At 72.7% G+C, this 21,206-nt stretch carries 19 protein-coding genes and 3 tRNA genes; 12 read left to right on the plus strand and 10 right to left on the minus strand.

Features of this window, described 5'->3' with window-relative positions; translation table 11 throughout:
- Positions 1–12: 12 nt before the first annotated feature.
- From AB0L33_RS15845 to AB0L33_RS15855, 3 genes are all read left to right on the plus strand, one after another.
- Complete coding sequence (locus AB0L33_RS15845; protein ID WP_365681667.1) at positions 13–366, plus strand: hypothetical protein; 354 nt, start codon at positions 13–15, stop codon at positions 364–366.
- Between the two features lie 125 nt (positions 367–491).
- Positions 492–1,187 carry a bifunctional DNA primase/polymerase gene (locus AB0L33_RS15850; protein ID WP_365681669.1) on the plus strand — a complete coding sequence of 232 codons (696 nt, stop codon included), beginning with the start codon at positions 492–494 and terminating at the stop codon, positions 1,185–1,187.
- A tRNA-Lys gene (locus tag AB0L33_RS15855) sits at positions 1,178–1,251 on the plus strand. The genes AB0L33_RS15850 and AB0L33_RS15855 overlap by 10 nt, the downstream gene beginning before the upstream one ends.
- A gap of 59 nt (positions 1,252–1,310) precedes the next feature.
- Here the strand turns inward: AB0L33_RS15855 and AB0L33_RS15860 are convergent.
- The gene (locus AB0L33_RS15860) at positions 1,311–2,525 is read right to left on the minus strand and encodes a M6 family metalloprotease domain-containing protein (protein ID WP_365681671.1); all 1,215 of its coding nucleotides are present in this window, start codon (positions 2,523–2,525) and stop codon (positions 1,311–1,313) included.
- Between the two features lie 427 nt (positions 2,526–2,952).
- On the opposite strand from AB0L33_RS15860, the gene AB0L33_RS15865 reads away from it, so the two are divergent.
- Positions 2,953–4,800, plus strand: a complete 1,848-nt coding sequence (locus tag AB0L33_RS15865; RefSeq protein ID WP_365681673.1) for an EAL domain-containing protein — start codon at positions 2,953–2,955, stop codon at positions 4,798–4,800.
- A 9-nt stretch (positions 4,801–4,809) separates the two neighbouring features.
- On the opposite strand, the gene AB0L33_RS15870 is transcribed toward AB0L33_RS15865, so the two are convergent.
- Together AB0L33_RS15870 and AB0L33_RS15875 are read right to left on the minus strand one after the other, a co-directional pair.
- Positions 4,810–5,922 (minus strand): LLM class flavin-dependent oxidoreductase, encoded by a 1,113-nt coding sequence (locus AB0L33_RS15870; protein ID WP_365681675.1) that lies wholly within the window; start codon positions 5,920–5,922, stop codon positions 4,810–4,812.
- A 116-nt stretch (positions 5,923–6,038) separates the two neighbouring features.
- A complete protein-coding gene (locus AB0L33_RS15875) occupies positions 6,039–6,821 on the minus strand; it encodes a decarboxylase (protein ID WP_365681677.1) in 783 nt (260 codons plus the stop codon).
- A 343-nt stretch (positions 6,822–7,164) separates the two neighbouring features.
- Between AB0L33_RS15875 and ehuB the strand changes: the two genes are divergently transcribed.
- The 7 genes from ehuB (at position 7,165) to AB0L33_RS15910 (ending at position 13,072) form a co-directional block, all read left to right on the plus strand.
- Positions 7,165–8,067, plus strand: coding sequence for an ectoine/hydroxyectoine ABC transporter substrate-binding protein EhuB (ehuB, locus tag AB0L33_RS15880; RefSeq protein ID WP_365681679.1), 903 nt, complete (start codon positions 7,165–7,167; stop codon positions 8,065–8,067).
- Between the two features lie 19 nt (positions 8,068–8,086).
- Positions 8,087–8,821 (plus strand): ectoine/hydroxyectoine ABC transporter permease subunit EhuC, encoded by a 735-nt coding sequence (gene ehuC, locus AB0L33_RS15885; protein ID WP_365681681.1) that lies wholly within the window; start codon positions 8,087–8,089, stop codon positions 8,819–8,821.
- Complete coding sequence (locus tag AB0L33_RS15890; protein WP_365681683.1) at positions 8,818–9,462, plus strand: amino acid ABC transporter permease; 645 nt, start codon at positions 8,818–8,820, stop codon at positions 9,460–9,462. Before ehuC ends, AB0L33_RS15890 begins: the two co-directional genes overlap by 4 nt.
- A complete protein-coding gene (ehuA, locus tag AB0L33_RS15895; protein ID WP_365681685.1) occupies positions 9,452–10,303 on the plus strand; it encodes an ectoine/hydroxyectoine ABC transporter ATP-binding protein EhuA in 852 nt (283 codons plus the stop codon). The genes AB0L33_RS15890 and ehuA overlap by 11 nt, the downstream gene beginning before the upstream one ends.
- A gap of 183 nt (positions 10,304–10,486) precedes the next feature.
- Positions 10,487–11,245, plus strand: coding sequence for an IclR family transcriptional regulator C-terminal domain-containing protein (locus tag AB0L33_RS15900; protein WP_365681687.1), 759 nt, complete (start codon positions 10,487–10,489; stop codon positions 11,243–11,245).
- Positions 11,246–11,319: 74 nt separating this feature from the next.
- Positions 11,320–11,393, plus strand: a tRNA-Lys gene (locus tag AB0L33_RS15905).
- Between the two features lie 131 nt (positions 11,394–11,524).
- Complete coding sequence (locus AB0L33_RS15910; RefSeq protein ID WP_365681689.1) at positions 11,525–13,072, plus strand: MFS transporter; 1,548 nt, start codon at positions 11,525–11,527, stop codon at positions 13,070–13,072.
- A gap of 116 nt (positions 13,073–13,188) precedes the next feature.
- On the opposite strand, the gene AB0L33_RS15915 is transcribed toward AB0L33_RS15910, so the two are convergent.
- The 3 genes from AB0L33_RS15915 to AB0L33_RS15925 form a co-directional block, all read right to left on the minus strand.
- A complete protein-coding gene (locus tag AB0L33_RS15915) occupies positions 13,189–13,779 on the minus strand; it encodes a lytic polysaccharide monooxygenase auxiliary activity family 9 protein (protein ID WP_365681691.1) in 591 nt (196 codons plus the stop codon).
- 166 nt (positions 13,780–13,945) lie between these two features.
- Positions 13,946–15,730, minus strand: a complete 1,785-nt coding sequence (locus AB0L33_RS15920; RefSeq protein ID WP_365681693.1) for an SPFH domain-containing protein — start codon at positions 15,728–15,730, stop codon at positions 13,946–13,948.
- Positions 15,731–15,755: 25 nt separating this feature from the next.
- A complete protein-coding gene (locus tag AB0L33_RS15925; protein ID WP_365681695.1) occupies positions 15,756–17,066 on the minus strand; it encodes a peptidoglycan-binding protein in 1,311 nt (436 codons plus the stop codon).
- A 206-nt stretch (positions 17,067–17,272) separates the two neighbouring features.
- On the opposite strand from AB0L33_RS15925, the gene AB0L33_RS15930 reads away from it, so the two are divergent.
- Positions 17,273–17,346: transfer RNA gene (locus AB0L33_RS15930), tRNA-Lys, on the plus strand.
- Between the two features lie 274 nt (positions 17,347–17,620).
- Here AB0L33_RS15930 and AB0L33_RS15935 read toward each other — a convergent pair.
- From AB0L33_RS15935 to AB0L33_RS15950, 4 genes are all read right to left on the minus strand, one after another.
- On the minus strand, positions 17,621–18,301 hold the full coding sequence (locus tag AB0L33_RS15935) for a class F sortase (protein WP_365681697.1): 681 nt from the start codon (positions 18,299–18,301) through the stop codon (positions 17,621–17,623).
- Position 18,302: 1 nt separating this feature from the next.
- Positions 18,303–18,857, minus strand: a complete 555-nt coding sequence (locus AB0L33_RS15940; RefSeq protein WP_365681699.1) for a hypothetical protein — start codon at positions 18,855–18,857, stop codon at positions 18,303–18,305.
- A gap of 124 nt (positions 18,858–18,981) precedes the next feature.
- Positions 18,982–19,770, minus strand: a complete 789-nt coding sequence (locus AB0L33_RS15945) for an HAD-IIA family hydrolase (protein WP_365681701.1) — start codon at positions 19,768–19,770, stop codon at positions 18,982–18,984.
- A gap of 121 nt (positions 19,771–19,891) precedes the next feature.
- Positions 19,892–20,947: a hypothetical protein gene (locus AB0L33_RS15950; RefSeq protein WP_365681703.1), complete on the minus strand. Its 1,056-nt coding sequence runs from the start codon at positions 20,945–20,947 to the stop codon at positions 19,892–19,894.
- Positions 20,948–21,206 lie beyond the last annotated feature (259 nt).

The raw sequence follows: 21,206 nt of genomic DNA on the forward strand, positions 1-21,206 counted from the left end.
GAGGAAGAGCACATGGCACAACCCGAGCAAGGCGAGCAGCGGCGGCTGCGTCCCGCACCCCTGCTCTTCGAGCCGGCGGCCGCCGTCGCGGACCCGGAGCACTTCTTCGACCTGGAGTCGATGGACGATCCGAAGGAGCTGCTGGGCCGGGCGACGGAGCTCGCCCTGGCCTTCCGCGCCGCGACCGACCGGGCGGTCGAGTTCCAGGCGATGGCGGCGGCTCAGCTGGCCGACCCGCGCCGGTTCGACCGGCTCAGCACGGCGGACATCGCGCGGCGCGCGGAGTGGACCGAGGACTACGCGAAGAAGATGGTCGAGTTCGGGCGCACGCTGCTGAACACGCCGCAGCCGAACGAAAGGCCCTAGGTACGGGCCCCGGGTACCACCACCCGGCATATGCCCGCGCGAACCATACCCCTCGTGCCGTTCTCCTGTCCCGATTTCCGGCAACTCTCGGAATCCGCTTGATCACTCCGGGTAGACCTGTGCACATGACCGCATGGCTGCCCGACGAAACGACCCTGCACCACGGCGACGGACCCTGCCTCCGCGCCGGCCACGAGGCCGACCTGTTCTCGGCCCTGCGCGAGCCCGCGCGGAACCAGACGGCACAGGTCACGGCCGCCGGTGCCGCGTGGCTGGCCGGGGCCACGGCCTACCCGCGCAGCGCCCTGGCCCAGTGGGAGACGCGCCCGACGGCGCCCGGGGTCCTGCCGTGCGGCACGGCGTTCGACGTGGTGAACGTACCCACGCTGTTCGGTCGCCGGATGCTGGAGCACCTGTGGGCGGACGGTCCCGGCTCGGGCCCGGTCGCCGCGCACCGGGGCCGGATGCTGCTCTTCGCCTCCCCGGGGACGGCCCAGCGGCTGCCGTCGCTGCTGGACTGGGAGGAGTGGGGCGGCGGCCCGCAGAGCCGGAACGGCGGCGGTACGAAGGTGCCCCCGCTGCTCTGTCACGGCACCGGGGACGCGGTGACGGTCCCGCCCCTGACCTGCGACGCGAAGTACACGGGGCCCCGCTGGCTGGTGGCCCCGGACACCCGGACCCCGTGGCTGCCGGGGCCGGACGTGCTGCTGTGGGCGTGCGTCCGGGTGGCCCGGTCGGCGCCCTCTCCGGCGCCCCGGATTTCGATTTTTCCTCTCACCGATCCGAGTGCTAAGGTCTACGACGTCAGCAGGCGCCGCTAGCTCAGTTGGTTAGAGCAGCTGACTCTTAATCAGCGGGTCCGGGGTTCGAGTCCCTGGCGGCGCACAGACGGAAGAAGCCCCTCGCGGAAGCGGGGGGCTTCTTCGTTGTCCGGACGAGCCCGGTCAGGTTCCCGTGGTGATGCGGACGGTGTAGGCGCCCGAGGGCGTCCGGTCCGCGACCTCGACCGTGGCGTGGGCGCCGGGCACGGAGTACGTCTCGCCGACGCGCAGCGGCGCGTCCGCGAGGGGCGGGTAGACCGAGCGCTCCCAGCAGGCGTCGCTGTCCGGATGCGTGTCGAGCACCTCGACGGGGCCACCGCCGGACGGGGTCTCGTTCCGCACCCGGTAGAGCAGGACGCCCTCGGCGCAGGTCGAGAGGTCGTTGCCGGTGGAGGCGCGCGCCTCGACGGCCACCGCGCTGCCCTCGCCGGTCCTGATCACGGCGAGCCGGGTGCCGAGCGAGGCGCCGGGCACGGGCACGTCGGCCATCGGTTCGAGGGTGACGACGCGGTCGCTCTGGACGCAGACCACCTGCCGGTCGTCCAGCCAGCCCAGCTTCCACTTGTGCCAGCCGAAGAGGTCCGGCGCCAGGCCGAACTGGCTGCCCATGACGTCCCAGTCGCCGACGTAGGTGTCCCAGTCGCCCTTGCCGTCGGTGGGCCGGTGATAGAGGTCGGGCAGGTCGAAGACGTGTCCGGTCTCGTGGGCGAGGACGTTGTGGTCCGGCGGGTGCTGCTCGAAGACGGTGACGACGCGCTTGATGTCCGTACCGTCGGCGTGCAGCGGCCGGTCGAAGTTGACGACCTTGGTGGCGTCCGAGTCGACGCCGGGGGCGTCCGGGTCCGCGACGAGGTAGACGATGTCGTAGCGCGAGAAGTCGATCCGACGGTCGGCCACGCGGATCGCGTCGCGCAGATAGGCGCTCCGCCGGTCGCTGGCCCAGTCGCGCCGTATGCCGTACCAGGTCGAGGGCTTCGGCATCCGGATCCACTCCCGCTGCGGGTGCGGGCGCAGCGTGAACTTCCCGTACGAGGCCCGCTGGAAGAACTGGGTGGTGGCCGGGAAGTAGTCGGCGGTCAGCTCGGCGGGGGTGGTGGCCGGCTCGGCGTCCGGGAACGAGAGGAAGACCATCACCGCGTCGAGGGCGCGGCCGGGGCGCGGGTAGGCGCCGTTCCAGCGGTCGACGCCGAGGGAGTGGTGCGCGGGGGTGCGGGGCAGCGCGCAGGGGGTCGCGTCCCCGGTGGCGGCGGCAGCGGGCCCGGTGACGAGGGAGGTGGCGACGAGCGCCAGCAGCGAGATCAGCCCGGCGGCCAGCCCGCGCGGACTGGGTCGCTCCACCCCTGGGGGCCCGGGCTGACGCGGCACATCTACCTCCGGTACGGAGCGGACACCTGGAACCCTCCCGTCCACCTTGTGGCGTTATGGCCGTTTCGTCACGTTGGACTCCCCCAGTCGTGTCGGGCATCTCCGCACCCGATTCCTTCACGGACAGTCACAATCGATCACCCGCGTAGCGCGAGGGAACCACGAGAGAACAGAGGTGCGCAGAATCAATCAGGCAGGGACAAACCGGATCTCCGCCCGCATGGGCCGTGCGAGTCGCGAGCGGGGCACCCGAGGGCCGGGGCGCTGGATCGGCCCGGGGCGGGCCCTCTATGCTTCACCTCGCTTTCCTGCGCGGTTTCCGCCTCTGACGACGGCACTCCACGCGGCGGGCCAGTCCGGTCAGAGGTGTCCGGGACAGAACTGCAGGGCGGAGCGAACGGTGAGCGCAACCTCCGAAGGGCCGGGGCCCGAGGCGCCCTCCGCACAGCGATCCGACGTCACGCAGAGTTACGGAACGTGGCCGCCCGACGCGTCCGCCACCGAGGCGCACGACTACCGGGCCGCGTTCCGCGCCGCGACCCTGCCGATGGCCGTGGTCGACCACGAGGGGCTGATCGTCACCGCGAACGAGGCGCTCGGCGCGCTGGCGGGCACCGGGGCGGCGGCACTCACCGCGCAGTCGGCGGCCGATCTGGTCGACCTCGCGGCGGACGCCCGCGCCTGGCACGCGTACCGCGAGGTGCTGCACGGCCGGAGCTCCCGCTTCCGCTGCACCCGCCGCCTCAAGCACCCCGACGGGCGCTCGCTGTGGGCCGAGATCACCGTCGTACCGCTGCCCGACGCCCGGCAGGCGGACGGTGAGGACGCACCGGGTCAGGTGCTGCTCTCCGTCGCGGACGTCAGCGACCGGCGCGAACTCCAGAAGCGGCTCCGGCATCTCCAGATGCACGACCCGGTGACCCGGCTGCCCAACCGGGCGCTGTTCTTCGAGCGGTTGTCGGCGGCCCTGCGCACCGCGCCGCACGAGGACGGCACCGGCTCCCGCGTCGGGCTCTGCTATCTGGACCTGGACGGCTTCAAGGCGGTCAACGACACCCTGGGGCACCGCATCGGCGACCGCCTCCTCGCGGCCGTCGCCGCCCGGCTCACCGACTGCGCCGGGCAGAAGGGGGCGTACCCGTCCGGTGCCCCACTGGTGGCCCGGCTCGGCGGCGACGAATTCGCGGTCCTGGTCGAGGAGTCCACCGGCACCGAGCAGCTGACCGGCCTCGCGCGCACGGTGCTGGGCGCGCTTCAGCAGCCGTTCGACCTGGGCGGGCAGCGGCTCTCGGTTTCGGCGTCGATCGGGGTGGTGGAGCGGCCCGTCGCGGGCACGTCGGCCACCGGGCTGATGCAGGCCGCCGACACCACGCTGTACTGGGCGAAGGCGGACGGCAAGGCCCGCTGGACCCTGTTCGACCCGGAGCGCAACGCCCACCGGATGACCCGCCAGGCGCTCTCCTCCACGCTCCGCCCGGCCGTGGAGCGCGGCGAGTTCACCATCGAGTACCAGCCGCTGGTCGGCCTGGCCGACGGGGTGGTGCGCGGGGTGGAGGCGCTGGTGCGCTGGAACCACCCGCAGTTCGGCATGCTCTCGCCGAATCGGTTCGTCGCGATCGCCGAGGAGGACGGCTCGATCGTGCAGCTCGGCCGCTGGGTGCTGCGCTCCGCCTGCCGCCAGGCCAGGCGCTGGCAGCTGGACCACCCGGAGCGGCCGCCGCTGTTCATCAGCGTCAATGTCGCGGTGCGCCAGGTCTGGGACTCCGACCTGGTCACCGATGTCGCGGAGATCCTGGCGGAGACCGGGCTCGACCCGGCGCTGCTCCAGCTGGAGCTGACCGAGTCGGCGGTGATGGGCTCGGCGGGCCGCCCGCTGCGGGCCCTTCAGGCGCTCAGCGACATGGGCGTCCGGATCGCCATCGACGACTTCGGCACCGGCTACTCGAACCTCGCCTACCTGAGCCGCCTCCCGGTGTCCGTGCTCAAGCTGGACGGCGCGTTCGTACGCGGCTTCCGCTACGAGGACGGCGCGCACCCCAGCCCCGCCGACGAGACGATCGTGGAGGCCATGGTCGAGCTGGCGCACCGGCTGGGCCTGACCGTCACCGCGGAGTGCGTGGAGACGGCGGGCCAGGCGGAGCGGCTGCGCCGGATCGGCTGCGACACCGGACAGGGCTGGCTCTACTCACGGGCGGTGGCCCCGGAGCGCATCGCCGAACTGATCGGAACCCGCGCCCCGGGGGCGTGACCTGGCGGCTTACGCCTCCGGCATCCCGTACGCGTCGGCGATCAGGCCGTAGCTGCGCAGCCGGGCGTCGCCGCTGTGGGCGTTCGCGGTGATCATCAGCTCGTCGGCGCCGGTGCGCTTGACCAGGTCGTCCAGGCCGGAGCGGACCTCGTCGGCGGTGCCGTGCACGATGTTGACCAGCCAGTTGTCCACGAACTCCCGCTCCATCGGCGAGAAGGCGTACGCCTCCGCCTCCTCGGGCGTCGGTACGAGACCGGGCCGCCCGGACCGCAGCCGGAGCATCGACAGCGCGCCGGTCAGCACCTGGCGCCGGGCCTCGCGCTCGTCGTCGGCGGCCAGCGCGGCGACGCCGATCAGGGCGTACGGGGCGTCGAGCACCGTGGACGGCTTGAAGGAGTCCCGGTACAGCTCCAGGGCCGGCACGGTGTTCTGGGCCGAGAAGTGGTGCGCGAAGGCGAACGGCAGCCCGAGCACCCCGGCGAGCCGGGCGCTGAAGCCGGAGGAGCCGAGCAGCCAGATGGGCGGGCGCGCCGGGGACTGGACGCCGCCCTCGGCGGTGGCCTGGACGGGGCCGGGGACCGCGTGGATGCGGGCGTAGGGGTGCCCGTCGGGGAAGTCGTCGTCCAGGAACCGGGTCAGCTCCATCAGCTGCTGCGGAAAGTCATCCGCCCCCTCGTTCAGCCGGTCCGTGCGCCGGAGCGCCGCCGCCGTGGCGCCGTCCGTGCCGGGGGCGCGGCCCAGGCCGAGGTCGATGCGGCCGGGGGCCATCGCCTCCAGAGTGCCGAACTGCTCGGCGATGACCAGCGGGGCGTGGTTCGGCAGCATGACGCCGCCCGAGCCGAGGCGGATGCGCTCGGTGCGGGCGGCGGTGTGGGCCAGGATGACGGCCGGGGACGAGGAGGCGACGCCGGGCATCGAGTGGTGCTCGGCGACCCAGTAGCGGTGGAAGCCCCGGCTCTCGGCGAGCCGGGCGATCTCCACGCCGGTGCGCAGGGCCTGGCTCGCCGTGCGGCCCTGGCCGACGGTCACCAGGTCCAGCACGGACAGCGGCACGGGGGCGGTGCCCCGGGCCGTGCCGCGGATCTCGTCGCCCTGGATCTCGTCGCCTCGAATCTCGTCCACGTTCTGGCCCTCTCCGGTGGTGCGCGTCGGTGCTCGTACGTCCGCAGAGCACGAACAGGAGGAGGGCTCCGTTTATTCCGCGCCCCGTGTACCGGGGGCGGCACCGCCCGCCTCTTCTACCGGGTCTTCCTGCTGTGCGCGTACGCCCGCCCGCTCCCCCGGGTCACCGGGGCCGGCGGCTGCTCGCGGTGGGCGAAGAGCGCGCCGAGCCGCGGGGCCCAGGCCGGGCGGTCGGCCAGGCGCAGGGCCTCGCGGGCCGCCACCTGGTTCGCGGTGAGGACGGGCTTGCCGAGCGCCTCCTCCAGCTCGGGGATGTGGGAGACGGTGTGCAGGGCCGTGTCGGGGATCAGAACGGCCTCGGCCTCGGGACGGTCGGCGGCCCTGGCCAGGTCGAGCACCTGCTCCGCGCCCCAGGCGGCGGCCTCGGCGGCTTCGGTGACGCCCGCCGCGTGGATGCCGGCCACCGCCAGGCCGGTCTCCCGGAGGAACGCGGCGAACCGCTCGGCGAGCGCTTCCGGGTAGGTCGCGGCGATCGCGACGCGCTCGGCGCCCAGCTTCCGCACGGCGTGGACGAAGCCGATCGAGGTGCTGGACGCGGGCACGCCCGCCGCCCGGGCGAGGGCCGCGACCTGGTCGTGGGCGCCCTGCCACCCGTGCGGGAAGCTGCCGCCGTCGCAGGCCCAGACGATGGACTGGACCCCGGAGCGTTGCAGCTCCTCGATGCCGGCGGCGAGCCGGCCGGGGGTGCCCAGGGCGCTCAGGGCCTCCTCGCGGTAGGCGGCGTCCGGGCTCTCGGTGTGGTGGACGACGAGTCTGATGGTGCTGTCGAGGAGGATCTCCATGCGCGGGTAGTCGTCCTCGGCGAAGTGGCCCGGGTAGAGGAATCCGACGGTCGTCATGTCCACCCTTTCTCTGCGCCTGCGTCTGCGTCTGCGCCGCGGGCTCGCGGCGGCACTGACCGGTTTCCCCGCTCCTGTTCCAGTATTCCGCCATCCGCCCCGGTTCTCGCCCCGGGCGGATGGCGCGTGCATGAACGACGACGGGCCGGGCACTCGTCGCGGTACGGCACCGGGGTACGGGACATCCCGCGCATACCCCGCCTTCCGCCCTGCCCGCGGACACGGGAAGGTCACCCTCCGGCCACCGTTCGATTACATGCGCCTTCTTCCTGAATAGAAACCCCGGATCGGGCAGGCGCCAAGCCTGTCCGGACTGTTCGAACCCTTCAGGAGATTGCGAACCATGGCTGACTTCCCGAACCTGTCCCGCCGGGGATTTCTCAACCGATCGGCAGCGGTGGGCGGTCTGCTCGTCGTCCCGGGCCTTCTCGCCGCGTGCAGCAAGACCGGTGAGGGCTCCGCCGACGGCGAAGGCGCGCTGGAGAAGCTCCGCAAGCAGGGTTTCGTGCGGGTCGCCTACGCGGACGAGGCCCCGTACGGCTACATGGAGGGCAAGGAACTCAAGGGCGAGGCGCCCACGTTGCACCGCGAGATCTTCAAGGCCCTCGGCGTGGACGAGCTGAAGCCCACGCTCTCCGAGTGGGACGGCCTGATCCCCGGCCTCCAGGCCGGCAAGTACGACGTGGTCAGCGCCGGTATGGCGATCACCCCGGAGCGCTGCGCCAACGCCCTCTTCTCGGAGCCGGAGTTCATCTCGCCGACCGCGATGATGGTGAAGAAGGGCAACCCGAAGAAGGTCACCGACCTCGCCTCCGCGAAGGAGGCCGGGATCACCATCGGTGTGATGGCGGGCGCGGTCGAGGGTTCGTACGCCAAGGGCGCCGGCATCCCCGAGGGCAGGATCAAGACGCTGCAGAAGCCGCAGGACGGCGCGGACGCGGTCAAGGGCGGCCGGGTCGACGCGTTCCTGCTGACCGGCATCTCGCTGCGCTGGCTCGCCAAGACGAACGAAGGCACCGAGGTCACCGAGGCGTTCCTGCCCGAGGCGGACGGGGTGAAGCAGTACAGCCCCGGCGGCGCCGTCTTCCGCAAGGGCAACGAGGAGCTGCGCGACGCGTTCAACCGCGAGCTGAAGAAGATCGTCGCCGACAAGTCCCGCTATGTGGAGCTCCTGCGCGACTACGGCTTCGGGGCGACCGAGCTGCCGCCGGCCACGCTGAAGACGGCCGATCTGTGCAAGGGCTGACAGGGACGGTACCCACCGCATGAATGATTTCTTCTCGGCCTTCGCCGACGATCTGCCGCAGCTGCGGTCCGGCCTGTGGGTGACCCTGGAGGCCACGGTGTTCGGCGCCCTGGTGGCGCTGCTCCTGTCGTTCGTCCTCGGCCTGATGTCGCTGAGCCGGCTCATGCTGTCGCGCGGGGTCTCCCGCGTGGTCGTGGAGTTCTTCCGCGGCACCTCGCTGTACGTCCAGCTGTTCTGGCTGTACTACGCGATGCCGCAGCTGACCGGGTACGAACTGACGCCGCTGGTCTGCGGGGTGCTGGCGTTCGGCCTCAACTACGGGGCGTACGGCGCCGAAGTGGTGCGCGGTGCGGTCAACTCCGTACCGCGCGGGCAGTACGAGGCGGCGCTCGCGCTGAACATGTCGCCGCTGCACCGGATGCGCAAGGTGATCCTGCCGCAGGCGTGGGTGCAGATGATCCCGTCGTTCACCAACCTGCTGATCCAGCTGCTGAAGGCGACCCCGCTGCTGTGGCTGATCTCGGCGGCGGACCTGATGACCGCCATCGAGAAGCTGCGCAGCCGTACGGGCGAGACCCTCACCGCGTACGCGACGCTGCTGGTCTGCTACTTCGTCCTGGCCTACGCCCTGACCCTGCTCATGAACCTGCTGGAGCGGTCCGCCAAGCGGCGGCTCGGTCTGGCGGCGGGCGGGAAGAGCCTGCTGAAGAGCCGTAGCGCCGTGTCCGCCGCCCAGGCCGGAGGTGCCAGGTGAACAGCGACTTCGACTGGGGAGCCGTCGGCGACGCGTTCCCCCTGCTCCTGGACGGGTTCTGGACCACCCTGCTGGCCACGGTCTTCGGCACCCTGGTCGCCGCGGTGCTCGGGCTGGCCATCGCGGTCGCCGGGCGGGCCCCGAGCCCGCTGGTGACCGTGCCGGTGAGGGCGGTGATGGAGTTCATCCGCTCCACCCCGCTGATCGTGCAACTGGTGGGCGCGGCGGCGCTGTTCACCTCCGTGGAGCCGCTGACCGTCGGCATCGCGGTGCTGGGTGTCCACTACGCCACGTACACCTCCGAGGTGTACCGCGCGGGGATCGACGCCGTGCCGAAGGGGCAGTGGGAGGCGTGCCGGGCGCTGTCGATGACGCCCCGGCGGACCTGGCAGGCGGTGATCCTGCCGCAGGCCGTGCGCAACGTGGGGCCCGCGCTGGGCAACTACGCGATCTCGATGTTCAAGGAGACGCCCTTCCTCGCCGTGATCACCGTGCACGAGATGGTCTTCGAGGCACGCGACTACGGCACCAAGCACTTCGTCTACACCGAGGTGTTCACGCTCGCCGGCCTGATCTTCCTGGTCGCGAGCTACCCCACGTCACTCCTGATGAGGAAGCTGGAGAAGCGCCTTGGCCACTGAGCCCCTCCCCCTGCAGAAGAACGCGGCCACGGCCTCCGAGGCCGTCGCGCCCGTCGACGCCGCCAAGGACGGCGGCCACCCGCTCGTCCGCTTCGACAAGGTCGTCAAGCGCTACGGGGACCACACGGTCCTGGACGAGCTGGACTTCACCGTCGAGCGCGGCGAGCACGTCACGCTGATCGGGCCCAGCGGCTCGGGCAAGACGACGATCCTGCGCCTCCTGATGACGCTGGAGCGGGTCAGCGACGGCGTGATCTGGATCAACGGCGAGCCGCTGACGCACACCCGGACGCCGGACGGCTCGCTGAAGCCGGCGTCCGAGAAGCACCTGCGGGCGGCCCGCCGGAGGATCGGCATGGTCTTCCAGCAGTTCAACCTCTTCCCCAACATGAAGGTGCTCCAGAACATCACCGAGGCGCCCGTCAACGTCCTCGGCATGGACCGGGACAAGGCGGAGGCCCGGGCCCGGGAGCTGCTGGAGCTGGTCGGGCTCTCCGGCAAGGTCGACGCGCACCCCTCGCAGCTGTCCGGCGGGCAGCAGCAGCGGGTCGCGATCGCCCGGGCGCTGGCGATGGAGCCGGAGATCCTGCTCCTGGACGAGGTGACCTCCGCGCTGGACCCGGAGCTGGTGGCCGGGGTGCTGGAGCTGCTGACGGACATCGCCAGGAACACCGACATCACGATGCTCTGCGTCACCCACGAGATGAGTTTCGCCCGGGACGTCTCGGAGAAGGTGCTGATGTTCGACGCCGGGCGGGTCGTGGAGTCCGGTTCTCCGGAAAAAATCTTCTCCGATCCCTCGCACGAACGCACGCGCGAATTCCTCAACGCAGTGCTGTGACCTCGGCATCCGTCGCCCACCCATGACGTTGGCATATGCCAGACGGGTGCGCCCCTGCTGACAGCTCCGGGGCGCACCCACGAGTCCGCCGCACCCCGCCCCGAACGGGCCGTCGGCGGCTATCGTGGTGGCGAGGCAGAGGCCCCGCGAGCCGGCCTCCGGTCCCGACTGACAGGGGAAGCCGTGGTGTTGAAGCCCGAACCGACCGCGCCGTTCCACTCGGTGCAGTACGCCCTTCGCGTTCTCGAAACGGTCTCCAAGCACGGCAGCGGGGTCACCGAGACCCAGCTCTCCCGGGAGACGGGGTTGCCCGTCGGCCACCTCACCTCCCTGCTGCTGACACTGCGCCGCGAGGGGTACGTCGAGCAGATCACCGACGGGGCGTACGTCATCGGCGCCTCGCTGCTGCTCCTCGGCTCGGGCGCGGCCCGCCGCCAGGCGCTGGAGTCCAAGCTCCAGCAGACGCTGGCCCAGCTCCGCGACTCGGTCGGCGCGGCGGTCTACATCAGCCGGTACGTCGACGGCGAGGTCCGCGTCACGCAGTACGCCGACAGCCCGCTCACCCCGGCGGTCAACGAGTGGGTGGACTTCCGGTCGGCGGCGCACGCCTCGGCGATCGGCAAGTGCCTGCTGACCCAGCTCGACCAGAACGGCCGCCGCGACCACATCGCCCGGCACAAGACGCCCCGGCTGACCTCGCGGACGATCACCAGCGAGAAGGTCCTCTTCTCCAAGCTGGACAGCCAGCCCGCCACGGTCCCGGTGCTCGATCTCCAGGAGTACGCGGTCGGCACGGTGTGCGCGGCGGTGCCGCTGACGGCCGGGTCGTCGGCGGGCTGCCTGGCGCTGTCGATGCCGGTGAAGGACGCGCACCGACTGCGCGCGGCGGCGGACACGCTGAACCGGCGCGCGGCCCCGATGCTGCTGTCGCTGGCCCTGTAGGACCGGCCGGCCGCACGGGCCGGCGGGTGGTCATCAGCACCCCTCCGGACCAGGTATTATTTTCACGTCAGCAGGCGCCGCTAGCTCAGTTGGTTAGAGCAGCTGACTCTTAATCAGCGGGTCCGGGGTTCGAGTCCCTGGCGGCGCACAGACAACGCACGAGGCGGTTTCCGTATCCACGGAGACCGCCTCGTGCGTTTTGTGCTGCCCGCAGCCATGTACGAACGTTTTACACAGTCGTACTAGACAACTGTTTTAAACAGCCGTACATTCCTTGGCATGACGAACCCCACGAGCACCACCGCCGCCCCCGGCGCACTCGCCGGACGTCGGGAGTGGACCGCCTTCCTGGTCCTGCTCCTCCCCCTCCTCCTCGTCTCGATGGACGTCTCCGTCCTCTTCTTCGCGATCCCGTCCATCGACCGGGACCTCGCCCCCAGCGCCACCCAGCAGCTGTGGATCTTCGATGTGTACGCCTTCGCACTGGCCGGCCTCCTCATCACGATGGGTTCCCTGGGCGACCGCATCGGGCGCCGGAAGCTGCTGATGATCGGGGCACTCGCCTTCGGCGCGGCCTCGGTCTGCGCCGCCTACGCGAACAGCCCGGAGATGCTGATCGCGGCCCGGGCGGTCCTCGGGATCGGCGGGGCGACACTGATGCCCTCCACGATCGGGCTCGTGCGCAACATGTTCCGCAACGAGCAGCAGCGGGCGAAGGCGATCGGCATCTGGTCGGGCGCCATGGCCGGCGGGGTCGCGCTCGGCTCGGTGCTCAGCGGGGTGATGCTCCAGCACTTCTGGTGGGGCTCGGTCTTCCTGATCAACGTGCCCGCGATGGTGCTGCTGCTGGTGCTCGTGCCTCTGCTGGTCCCGGAGTTCAAGGACCCCAACCCCGGCCGCTTCGATTTCCTGAGCGTCCCGCTGTCCATGGGCGCGGTGCTGCCGGTGGTGTACGGCATCAAGGAGAGCGCCGCCCACGGGCTCGACATCACGTGGGCCGCGGTCATCGCCGCCGGGCTGGCCGTCGGCTGGGTCTTCGTCCACCGGCAGCGCACCCGCCCCGACGCGATGATCAGCCGGGAGCTGTTCCGGGGCCGGGGCTTCGGCACCGGGATCGGGCTCAACGCGCTGGCCGCCTTCGCGATGATGGGCTCGGCCTTCTTCACCACCCAGTACCTGCAGTCCGTGCTCGGCATGAGCACGATGGAGGCCGCGCTGTGGAGCCTGGCCCCGTCCCTGGCGGTGGGCGCGGCGGCGCCCGCGGCGACCGCGCTCGCCCAGCGGTTCCAGCGGGCCTACGTGGTCTGCGGCGGGTTCACCGTCGGCGCGGCGGGCTTCGGGGTGTTCACGCTGGCCGGGACCGACTCGCTGGTCCTGCTGCTGATCGGCTCGGGCGTGATGAGCAGCGGCATCGTCGCGGTGATGGCGCTCGTGTCGGACATGGCCATGGCGGTCAGCCCGGCGGAGAAGGCCGGCTCGGCCGCCTCGCTCCTGGAGACCGGGCAGGAGTTCGGCGGTGCGCTGGGCATGGCCCTCCTGGGCGCCGTCTCCACCGCGGTCTACCGGGCGGACATGCCGGCCTCCGCCCCCGAGGTCGCCCGCAAGACCCTGCCGGGCGCGCTGGCGACCGGCGACCACTCGCTGATCGCGATCGGCCGGGACGCCTTCGTCCACAGCATGCGGTACGCCTCGGTGACCGGCTCCCTGGTCCTGCTGACCGGCGCGGTGCTCGCGGCGACCCTGCTGCGCCGGGCGACCCGGGCGGCGGCCACCCCCGGGGAGACCGCCGTCGAGGCGCAGGCCGCTCCGGTCCCGGCACGGATCTGACCGTGGCCCGGCCGGCACCGGCACAGCGAAACCCCGGGGAGTCCTTGGACTTCCCGGGGTTCGCCGTGCTGCCCGCCGACAGCACGACGGTCACCGGCGGACGTCAGAGGCGCACCTCAGAACTGCACGTCCGAGCACGCGTAGAACGCGTTGGCCGTGTCCGCGATGTTCCAGACGCTCAGGATGATGTGCTTCCCGGACTTCTGGGTGGGGATGGTGCCCTGCTGGGTCAGGGTCGCCGGGGGCTGCTGGCCGCCGTACGGCACCGTCATGAAGGGCTGCGGCTCCAGGTCGGCCCGGGTGAGCGGCTTGGTGGGGTCCCAGCCGTCCTTGGTGATGTAGTAGCGGAAGTCCGTCGTGGCGTGCCGGGCGGTGAACTGCCAGCGGAAGCTGAAGCCCTGACCGGCGGTCACCTTGGTGGCGGGCCAGTTGCCGCCGCGCGGGTCGTCCAGCTGGGCGAATTCGCCGTGGCCACCGGAGCAGATCTTTCCGTCGGCCGGCCCGGCGGCGGGGAAGCCCTTGGGTCCCTCGACGCTCTGCGGCTCCCACTGGATGTTGCCGCAGCCGGTCACCGTGCCGTTGGCACACAGCTTCTGACGGCTGATCGGGTTGTCCGTGTAGCCGTGGCTGCTGGCGCTGCTCGTCGCGAACATCGAGACGCCCGCTACCGCAAGGCCGACCAGGGCCGCGCTTGCCTTCATACGCATGAGATGTCGCTCCTCGGATCGTGGGGGGAGTGGGGATTCCATGAGCACTGCCGCGTACGCGCGTTCTGCGGTCTAGACCAAGGCTTAGATTATTGCCGTGCCTTGACCATGTCCAGACCAATGAGCGCGGGATTCCGGTTGCCCCGGAACCTCCCCCCGCGCCTCCTCAGCTGCCGTCGCCCCCGGTCCGCCCGGTGTAGAACGCCACCGTCAAGTCCTTGACCAGCGCCTTCCGTTCGTAGTCGTCCAGCTCCACGAGACCCCGTTCCGTGAGCCGGCTGACGGTGTCGTCCACGGCGTCCACGACCGAGGTCAGCACGCTGTCCCGGTGCTGCGCGTCGATCGCCGCGATCCGGCGCCGCTGCATGGCCGCGGCCACCTCCGGGGCGTACTCGATCCCGGTCGGCTGCGCCGAGTACACCTCGACGCCGACCGGCTCGCAGTCCGCCTTCAGCAGCCGGGTCAGCGCGTCGCCGACCGCCTCCGCGTTGCGCAGGGTGCGCGCGTCCTCGTGGAAGGCGTCGGCGGGCAGCTGGGACAGGACCCGGGCCATCGCGGCCTCGACCTGCTCGCGCAGGTACGCCTCGTGGTCCTCGATCCCGAGCGCCGCCCGCACGGTGTCCTTGACCCGCCACACGACCTGGACGACGACCCGCAGCGCCGTGCCGTTCGCGTCCACGGCGGGCAGCGGCTCGCTGCGCCAGTGCCGCAGCCGTACGTCGATCCGGCGGCGCAGCAGCAGCGGGCTGACCCACACCAGGCCGGTGCGCCGCACGCTGCCCCGGTACTGCCCGAAGAGCGTGAGCACCCAGGCGTGCCCGACCCGTCCCCGGCCCAGGCCGCCGAGCGCGAAGAGCACCACGGCCGCCAGGAACACGAGCGCCGACCAGGCGCCGGTGGGCAGCCCTTCGTACGGCCGCGGGCCGAGCCCGACCCGGGCGAGCACGGAGGCCGGGACCACCCCGGTCCACCACAGGACGGCGCCCGCCGCCGCGATCCCGCCGAAGCCGGTGAGCAGCGCGGCCCAGCCGGGCAGCGCGGGCCCGGGCCGCTCGCGCAGCCGGGGGTCGGCGTCGGGGGCGGGCCGGGTCGAGGGCCGCACCTGGGGCGTCCTCGGCACGGGCGGCCGCCGCACCCCGGCCCCGGGGTCGCCGCCGCCCGGCCGCACGACGGTGGGCGGCACGGCGGCCGCACCGGCGCCCCGGTCCTCGCGGAAGAGCAGGTGGACGGGGATGGAGGCGGTGCGCTCGTTGGCGATGACCGCCTGGTGGCGCCCGCTGTCCCGGACCGGGTCGGGCCCGGGCACACGGGCCCCGGTGAGGGCGAGGACGGGCTCGGGCCGCGGCGCCTCCACGTGGGGCACGGCGTCCTCGGGCTCGGCTTTTTGCGGCACGGCGTCCTCGGGCTCGGCGCTTCCGGGCGGGGCGTCCTCGACGAGGGCCGGCGCGGGCACCTCGGCGGGGCGCGCGTCCTCCGGGGCCAGGTCGTCGCGCACCGCGTCCTCCGGCACCGCGTCCTCCGGCTCCTTGGCCCGAGCCTCCGCCGGCACCGAAACCGAAGCCGAGGTGGCCCCCAGCGAGGCCCCGCGGTCCTCCTCGCCCGACGGGAGATCGAGCACCAGATCGACCACGGAATCCGTGTCACCGCTGTCCGGAGCGGGTGGCTCCGGCGGCTCCGCGACCTGGACGACCACCTCGTCGTCCGAGGGCACCGACACCGACACCGGTCCGAAGAGCGGGGGTGGCTCGGGGGTGCGGGGCGCGGCCGGGGTCGCGCCCCGCACCGGCAGCCCCTCGGCGACCGGTTCGCCCGCCGCGGCCCGCGCGGCCCAGGCGTCCGTGACGCTGCCCGCTCCGCCCGGGCCGACCCATTCCCGTACCGGGACCGCTCCGTACTCCGTCTCCTGGCCGTACTCCGGGTTTCCGGAGCTGTCCGACGCCGTGGATCGCATTTCCGCCTCCGTCATGTCCGTCGTGTCACGCGAAGAGTCGCCGCCAGGTATCCGGGCCCGGATAGCCGTCGGCCTCCGTCCCCCGCCAGCCCTGGGCCTTCTGGAAGGCCTCGACATTGCGCCGGTCCGCCTCGGTCCACCGGGGGCTGGGACCCAGCCGGTAGTGCGCGCCGTATCCCTTCTTCACCAACTGTTTTCCGAGCCTGTCGACATGGCTGTTCGACTGACCGGGCCGGAAATAGCCCCGTCCGGGGAAGGCCGGAGCCGTCTTGGAGCCGCCCGTTCCGTTCGCGGCGGGGATGTCGCGGCCGGTTCCGGTCACCAGCAGCTTCCAGGTGTCCGGGCCGGGGATGCCGTCGGCCTCGGCGCCCTTCCACCCCTGGGCCTGCTGGAACGCCCGGGTGGCCCGGCGGTCGGCGTCGGTCCAGACCGGGTCGGGACCGATCCGGTAGAAGCGCTGGCCGCCCCGGGCGACGAGCATGGCGCCGAGCCGGGTCACGTACGCGTTCTTCGCGCCGGTCCCGAACTTCGCGGCGCCGGGGAACGGCTCCTTCTCCGCCTCGCTGCCGGACTTCCCCGTGCTCAGGCCCTTGTAGCGGTAGGCGACATAGCTCGCGGAGTTGGTCCAGTACGCCATGGGCGTCGTCTGCCTGCGGGTGTGCGGCTTGGTCTGCTCGTACGCCGTGTAGCGGGTGTGCGTGCTGTCGGTCCAGCCACCGAAGATCGTGACGTGGGAGCCGTTCCCGGGGTCGGCGAGGTTGTGGAAGAGCAGGATGTCGCCGGGCTGGAGGTCCGCGCGGGCGATGCGGGTGCCGTACGCGGCGAGGCTGCCGGTCCACTCGTTGCCTGGCAGGTTCCAGGCCATCGACACATAGCCGGAGCAGTCCTGCCGGTAACCGTCCGACCAGTACTTCGACATGCTGTACGGGACCCGCGCGTCCAGCCACTTCTTCGCGCGGTCGATGATCTCGGTCCGGGTCGTCGCCCGCGGCTCGGCCGTCGCCGCCTGGGCCGCCGCCGGTCCCGGCGAACCGGACCCCCGGAGCGGCCCCGGCAGCCCCTGCGGGCTGTCCGGCAGCGGGCCGATGCCGGTCGGCACCCCCGTACCGGGCACCGGGGCCGGGTCGGCGGGCGCCCCGGCGGACTCCGCGGCCCCGCCGCCGAGCACCACCCCGGCGGCGGTGACCAGCACCATCGCGCGCCGCGCGCCGTGCGCGGCCGGGTGGCCCCCGTGCCGCATGGGCAGCCCTCCGGCGGCGGTCCGCCGCTGGTCGGCGCAGCCGGGACACGGACAGTCGATGGCGGGTGCGTACTCCTCGAAGTCCGGCACAGTCATGCGATTCCCCTCCGCAGTCGTCAAGTTCCTCGGGCGCATCTGCTCGGGCGTCAGCGTGTCAACGCTCGTGACCCACGTCGCGACATACCGCAGTTTGACGGATAGAAGGGAAAAAACGACCATCCGACAGGCCGGGAAGACCGGACGCCGCTGGAGGATGGTCGGGAGCACCGCTGGGGATCGGGTAGAGTTTTCCAGGTCAGCAGGCGCCGCTAGCTCAGTTGGTTAGAGCAGCTGACTCTTAATCAGCGGGTCCGGGGTTCGAGTCCCTGGCGGCGCACGCACAGCCAAGGCCCCCTCGCTTCGCGCGAGGGGGCCTTGGTCGTTCTCCCCCCCGCCTGCGGAGGGTGACCGGTTATCGACGTAACGTCAGAAAGCGGCTGGGCGGACGGGGCACGTCCCCCTACAGTGGGGGTGCGGCGGCCCCGGACGCCATCGACCTCCCGTGTCCGTGCCGGGCCACTCCCGCGGCCCGCGCACCGCGGTCGAGGACCGGCCCGGCCGCAGCCCGGGGAACGGGCGGCGGCCGGGCCGGGTACCGGTCTCCGCGCGGGTCAGGCGGCCTTCGCCGCGCTCTTCTCCGCCGTCAGGTAGGCCGAGACGACCACGTTCGCGGTGTACGAGTGGGACTTCTGGTCGTACGTGCCGCCGCAGGTGATCAGCCGCAGCTCCGCCCGCCCGTCCTTGCGGGGCCCGTACGCCTTCTGGGCGTCGAACCGGGCACGGGTGAGGACCTGGACGTCGTCGATGGTGAACTCGGCGACCGTGCCGTCCGCGCGGGCCACGTCGACCTTCGCGCCGGGGCGCGCCGCGCTGAGCCCGTAGAAGACGGCGGGCTTGGTCTCGGTGTCGACATGGCCGACGAACAGGGCCGGTCCCTCGGCGCCGGGCCGGGTGCCGTCCCCGTACCAGCCGACCGTCTGGGGCGTGTCGAAGGACGGCGGCTCGATGGCGCCGTCCGCGTCCAGGCCCCGGGAGACGACGGGGGCCTCGACGCCGATCGACGGGATCGTGACGCTCTTCGGCGCGACGCCCCCGATCGGCGCGTGCGCCGGGGGCAGCGGCACGCCGAGCGGGCGCCCGACCGCGGCGACGTCGCCGGTGGTCGGGGCCGAGCCGATGCCCGAGCCGTCCGTGATCCCGCGGCCCCAGAGCCACAGGCCCAGCAGGATGACGGCCCAGGTCACCCCGGTGAGCAGTCTGCCGCGCCCCGCCGCCTCCTGAGGTGCGGACATGTCAGTCGGCTGCCGGGCGGCGACGGCGCACGCTGCGGAAGGCGACGGCGACGGCCGCGACGGCGGCCAGCCCGAGGCCGATCACCTCATGGGTGGTGCCGGGGCCGTCCTGCTCGGCGGTCTCGCTCGCGAGCACGGCGGTGCCTCCGCCGCCCGCGTGGACCGGGGCGATGGGCACGGGCCGCTCGCGGTGCACGACGGTGAGGGTGGCGGTCACCCGCGTGTGCTTGTCGCAGACCGCCTCGACGTCGTAGTCACCGGGCTCGGCGTCCGGGCGGACGCGGGCCTCGGCGTAGAGCGTGCGGTCGCCGCCGGACGAGAAGCGCGCCTCGGAGACGAAGGCGTCGGAGCTCCCCTTGGCCTCCTTGGCCTTGCAGCCGGACAGCTCCAGCTCGACCTCGCCGCCGGGGGCGACGGACGAGGGCGAGACCGACAGGGCGGCGCGGGACCGGGAGTCCTCGTGGCCGGAGCCGGATTCGGCCAGTGCCGAGGGGATCGGCACCAGGGTCGCCGCGGCCAGTGCGGCGGCACAGAACGTGAGGGGTATGGAACGCATCGTGAACCTCCTGATGGAAGGTTCACGCCTGCGGGTGGTTTCCGCATCCGCAGCGCGGGGGCGCTGGGCCGGTGGAGTGGGGAGCGGGTCCGGGCGCCGGCCCGCTCCCCCGTGCCGTCCGGTGTCAGGCCGGCTCGACGAGGTCGACGAGGTTCGCGATGGAGTCCACGACCGTGGACGGCCGGAACGGGTACTTGTCGATGTCCGCGACCGTGGTCAGCCCGGTGAGCACCAGGAACGTCTGCATGCCCGCCTCCAGGCCGGCCAGCACGTCGGTGTCCATCCGGTCGCCGATCATGGCGCTGGACTCGGAGTGCGCGCCGATCGCGTTGAGCCCGGTGCGCATCATCAGCGGGTTCGGCTTGCCCGCGAAGTAGGGGGCCTTGCCGGTCGCCTTGGTGATCAGGGCGGCGACGGAGCCGGTCGCGGGCAGGGGGCCCTCGGCGGACGGGCCGGTCTCGTCCGGGTTGGTGCAGATGAACCGGGCGCCCGCGTTGATCAGCCGGATCGCCTTGGTGAGCGCCTCGAAGGAGTACGTACGCGTCTCGCCGAGCACCACGTAGTCCGGGTCGTGGTCGGTGAGGACGTAGCCGATGTCGTGCAGGGCGGTGGTGAGCCCGGCCTCGCCGATGACGTACGCCGTGCCGCCGGGGCGCTGGTCGTCCAGGAACTGGGCGGTGGCGAGGGCGGAGGTCCAGATGTTCTCCACGGGCACGTCCAGCCCCATGCGGTTCAGCCGGGCGTGCAGGTCGCGGGCGGTGTAGATCGAGTTGTTGGTCAGGACCAGGAAGGGCAGTCCCGATTCACGCAGCCGCTTGATGAAGGCGTCGGCGCCGGGGATCGGGGTGCCCTCGTGGATGAGGACCCCGTCCATGTCGGTCAGCCAGGACGAGATCGGCTTGCGCTCTGCCATGTGGGACTCCAGTTGCCGTACGCCAGGTGCGGGGACGCCGGCGGCACCGCGTTGTGCAGCGCCGACGCCCCCGAGTCTAGGCACCCGACCGATCCGGAGGTACTGGCCGACCACCTGATGATCAGTGACCGGCGCGGCGGGTCCGGCGGGCCGCGAGCACCATCGCGCCGCCGCCGATCAGGAATCCGGAGACGGTCAGGGCGGGCAGGGCCACGGGGACGGAGAGGCCGGTCGCGGCGAGCTGCGGGACCCCCGCCGGATCGGTGCCCGGTGGCACGGGGCGCCGGGTGGTGCCGGTCCGGCCGGAATCCGCCTGCCCCTCGTCGCCCTTGCCCTTCACCGTGCCGCTCCCCTCGTCCTCGTCCTCGCCGGTGCCGCCCACGTTCTCCCGGCCCGTCCCGTCCGCGTGCTCGCGGTCGCCGTCCGTCTCGCCCGTCCCGGTGGTGTCCTCGTCGTGCTCGACCACGGAGAACGGGTAGTCCTCGGACTCGCCGACCCACTCCCCGTCGCCCCCGTCGCCGCTTCCGCCGCCGCGGCGCTGCACGATCGCGGCGTTCGCGGTGATCCGGCCGGGGCTCGTGTCGGAGGTGAAGCCCAGCCGGACCTGGACGGTGACCGTGCGTCCGGCGGGCACGGTGAACCCGGGGAAGGCGTCGTCGCCCTCGCCGCCGAAGACTCCGATGTGCTCGTCCCGGTCGGTCGTCTCCCAGGTCACGCGGTGCTCGACGCCGGGGTGGGCGCGCTCCGAGAACTGGAGCTGGATCTGGTCCGAGGTCAGCGCCCGTTCCTCGTCGGTGAGGACGAGCACGGGGTGGATCGCCCGGCAGGACTCGGTGGTCGTGTTCGTCAGGTCCAGGAACCAGGTGCCGTAGCCGCCGCCGGAGGCGTAGGTGTCGGGTCCGCCGTGGATGCGGGTGTCGATGGGGAAGCCGGCCGACGCGGGGTTCCCGCAGGCCGGCTGCTGGTCGGCGGTGGCCGAGCCGGGCACGCCCGCCCGGATCGGCCCGCCGGCCGTTCCGGCGACCGTGCTGCGCTGCGGGGCGGCGGACGCGGTCGCCCCGCCGAGGACCACGGGCATCACGCTCGCGGCGGCCAGCCCGAGCGCGAGGCCGTGCCGGGTGCGGCCGGCGCCGGGGGGTTCGGTGGGCTCGGTGGGCTCTGCGGATTCGGGGGGCATGGCAGGGCAGCCTCCACTTCGTACGGCACGGGCCGGTGGGAGCGCGGGGCGCCGCGGGCGGCGCGGCTCCGGGCACCCCTCGGGGGGTGGCCGACCCTGCCACGCGCGCGCGAGCGCCCCGCGGAGGCGTGCCGGGGGGCCGCCCGGACGGCGGGGCGGGGGCGCCCGGACGGCGGAGGGCGGGGGCAGCCGCGCAGCGGAGGGCGGGGCCCCGGTCCGGGGCGGCGGGGCACGCACGCCGGCGTCCCCGGGTCAGCCC

The sequence above is a fragment of the Streptomyces sp. NPDC052299 genome (assembly GCF_040679335.1).
Classification (GTDB): domain Bacteria; phylum Actinomycetota; class Actinomycetes; order Streptomycetales; family Streptomycetaceae; genus Streptomyces.

Excerpts from the sequence above, each read along its gene's own strand:
- AB0L33_RS15845 (WP_365681667.1), top strand. The coding sequence starts at position 13 with ATGGCACAACCCGAGCAAGGCGAGCAGCGGCGGCTGCGTCCCGCACCC.
- AB0L33_RS15850 (WP_365681669.1), top strand. The coding sequence starts at position 492 with ATGACCGCATGGCTGCCCGACGAAACGACCCTGCACCACGGCGACGGA.
- AB0L33_RS15875 (WP_365681677.1), bottom strand. The coding sequence starts at position 6,821 with ATGACGACCGTCGGATTCCTCTACCCGGGCCACTTCGCCGAGGACGAC.
- ehuB (WP_365681679.1), top strand. The coding sequence starts at position 7,165 with ATGGCTGACTTCCCGAACCTGTCCCGCCGGGGATTTCTCAACCGATCG.
- ehuC (WP_365681681.1), top strand. The coding sequence starts at position 8,087 with ATGAATGATTTCTTCTCGGCCTTCGCCGACGATCTGCCGCAGCTGCGG.
- AB0L33_RS15910 (WP_365681689.1), top strand. The coding sequence starts at position 11,525 with ATGACGAACCCCACGAGCACCACCGCCGCCCCCGGCGCACTCGCCGGA.
- AB0L33_RS15915 (WP_365681691.1), bottom strand. The coding sequence starts at position 13,779 with ATGCGTATGAAGGCAAGCGCGGCCCTGGTCGGCCTTGCGGTAGCGGGC.
- AB0L33_RS15920 (WP_365681693.1), bottom strand. The coding sequence starts at position 15,730 with ATGCGATCCACGGCGTCGGACAGCTCCGGAAACCCGGAGTACGGCCAG.
- AB0L33_RS15925 (WP_365681695.1), bottom strand. The coding sequence starts at position 17,066 with ATGACTGTGCCGGACTTCGAGGAGTACGCACCCGCCATCGACTGTCCG.
- AB0L33_RS15935 (WP_365681697.1), bottom strand. The coding sequence starts at position 18,301 with ATGTCCGCACCTCAGGAGGCGGCGGGGCGCGGCAGACTGCTCACCGGG.
- AB0L33_RS15940 (WP_365681699.1), bottom strand. The coding sequence starts at position 18,857 with ATGCGTTCCATACCCCTCACGTTCTGTGCCGCCGCACTGGCCGCGGCG.
- AB0L33_RS15945 (WP_365681701.1), bottom strand. The coding sequence starts at position 19,770 with ATGGCAGAGCGCAAGCCGATCTCGTCCTGGCTGACCGACATGGACGGG.
- AB0L33_RS15950 (WP_365681703.1), bottom strand. The coding sequence starts at position 20,947 with ATGCCCCCCGAATCCGCAGAGCCCACCGAGCCCACCGAACCCCCCGGC.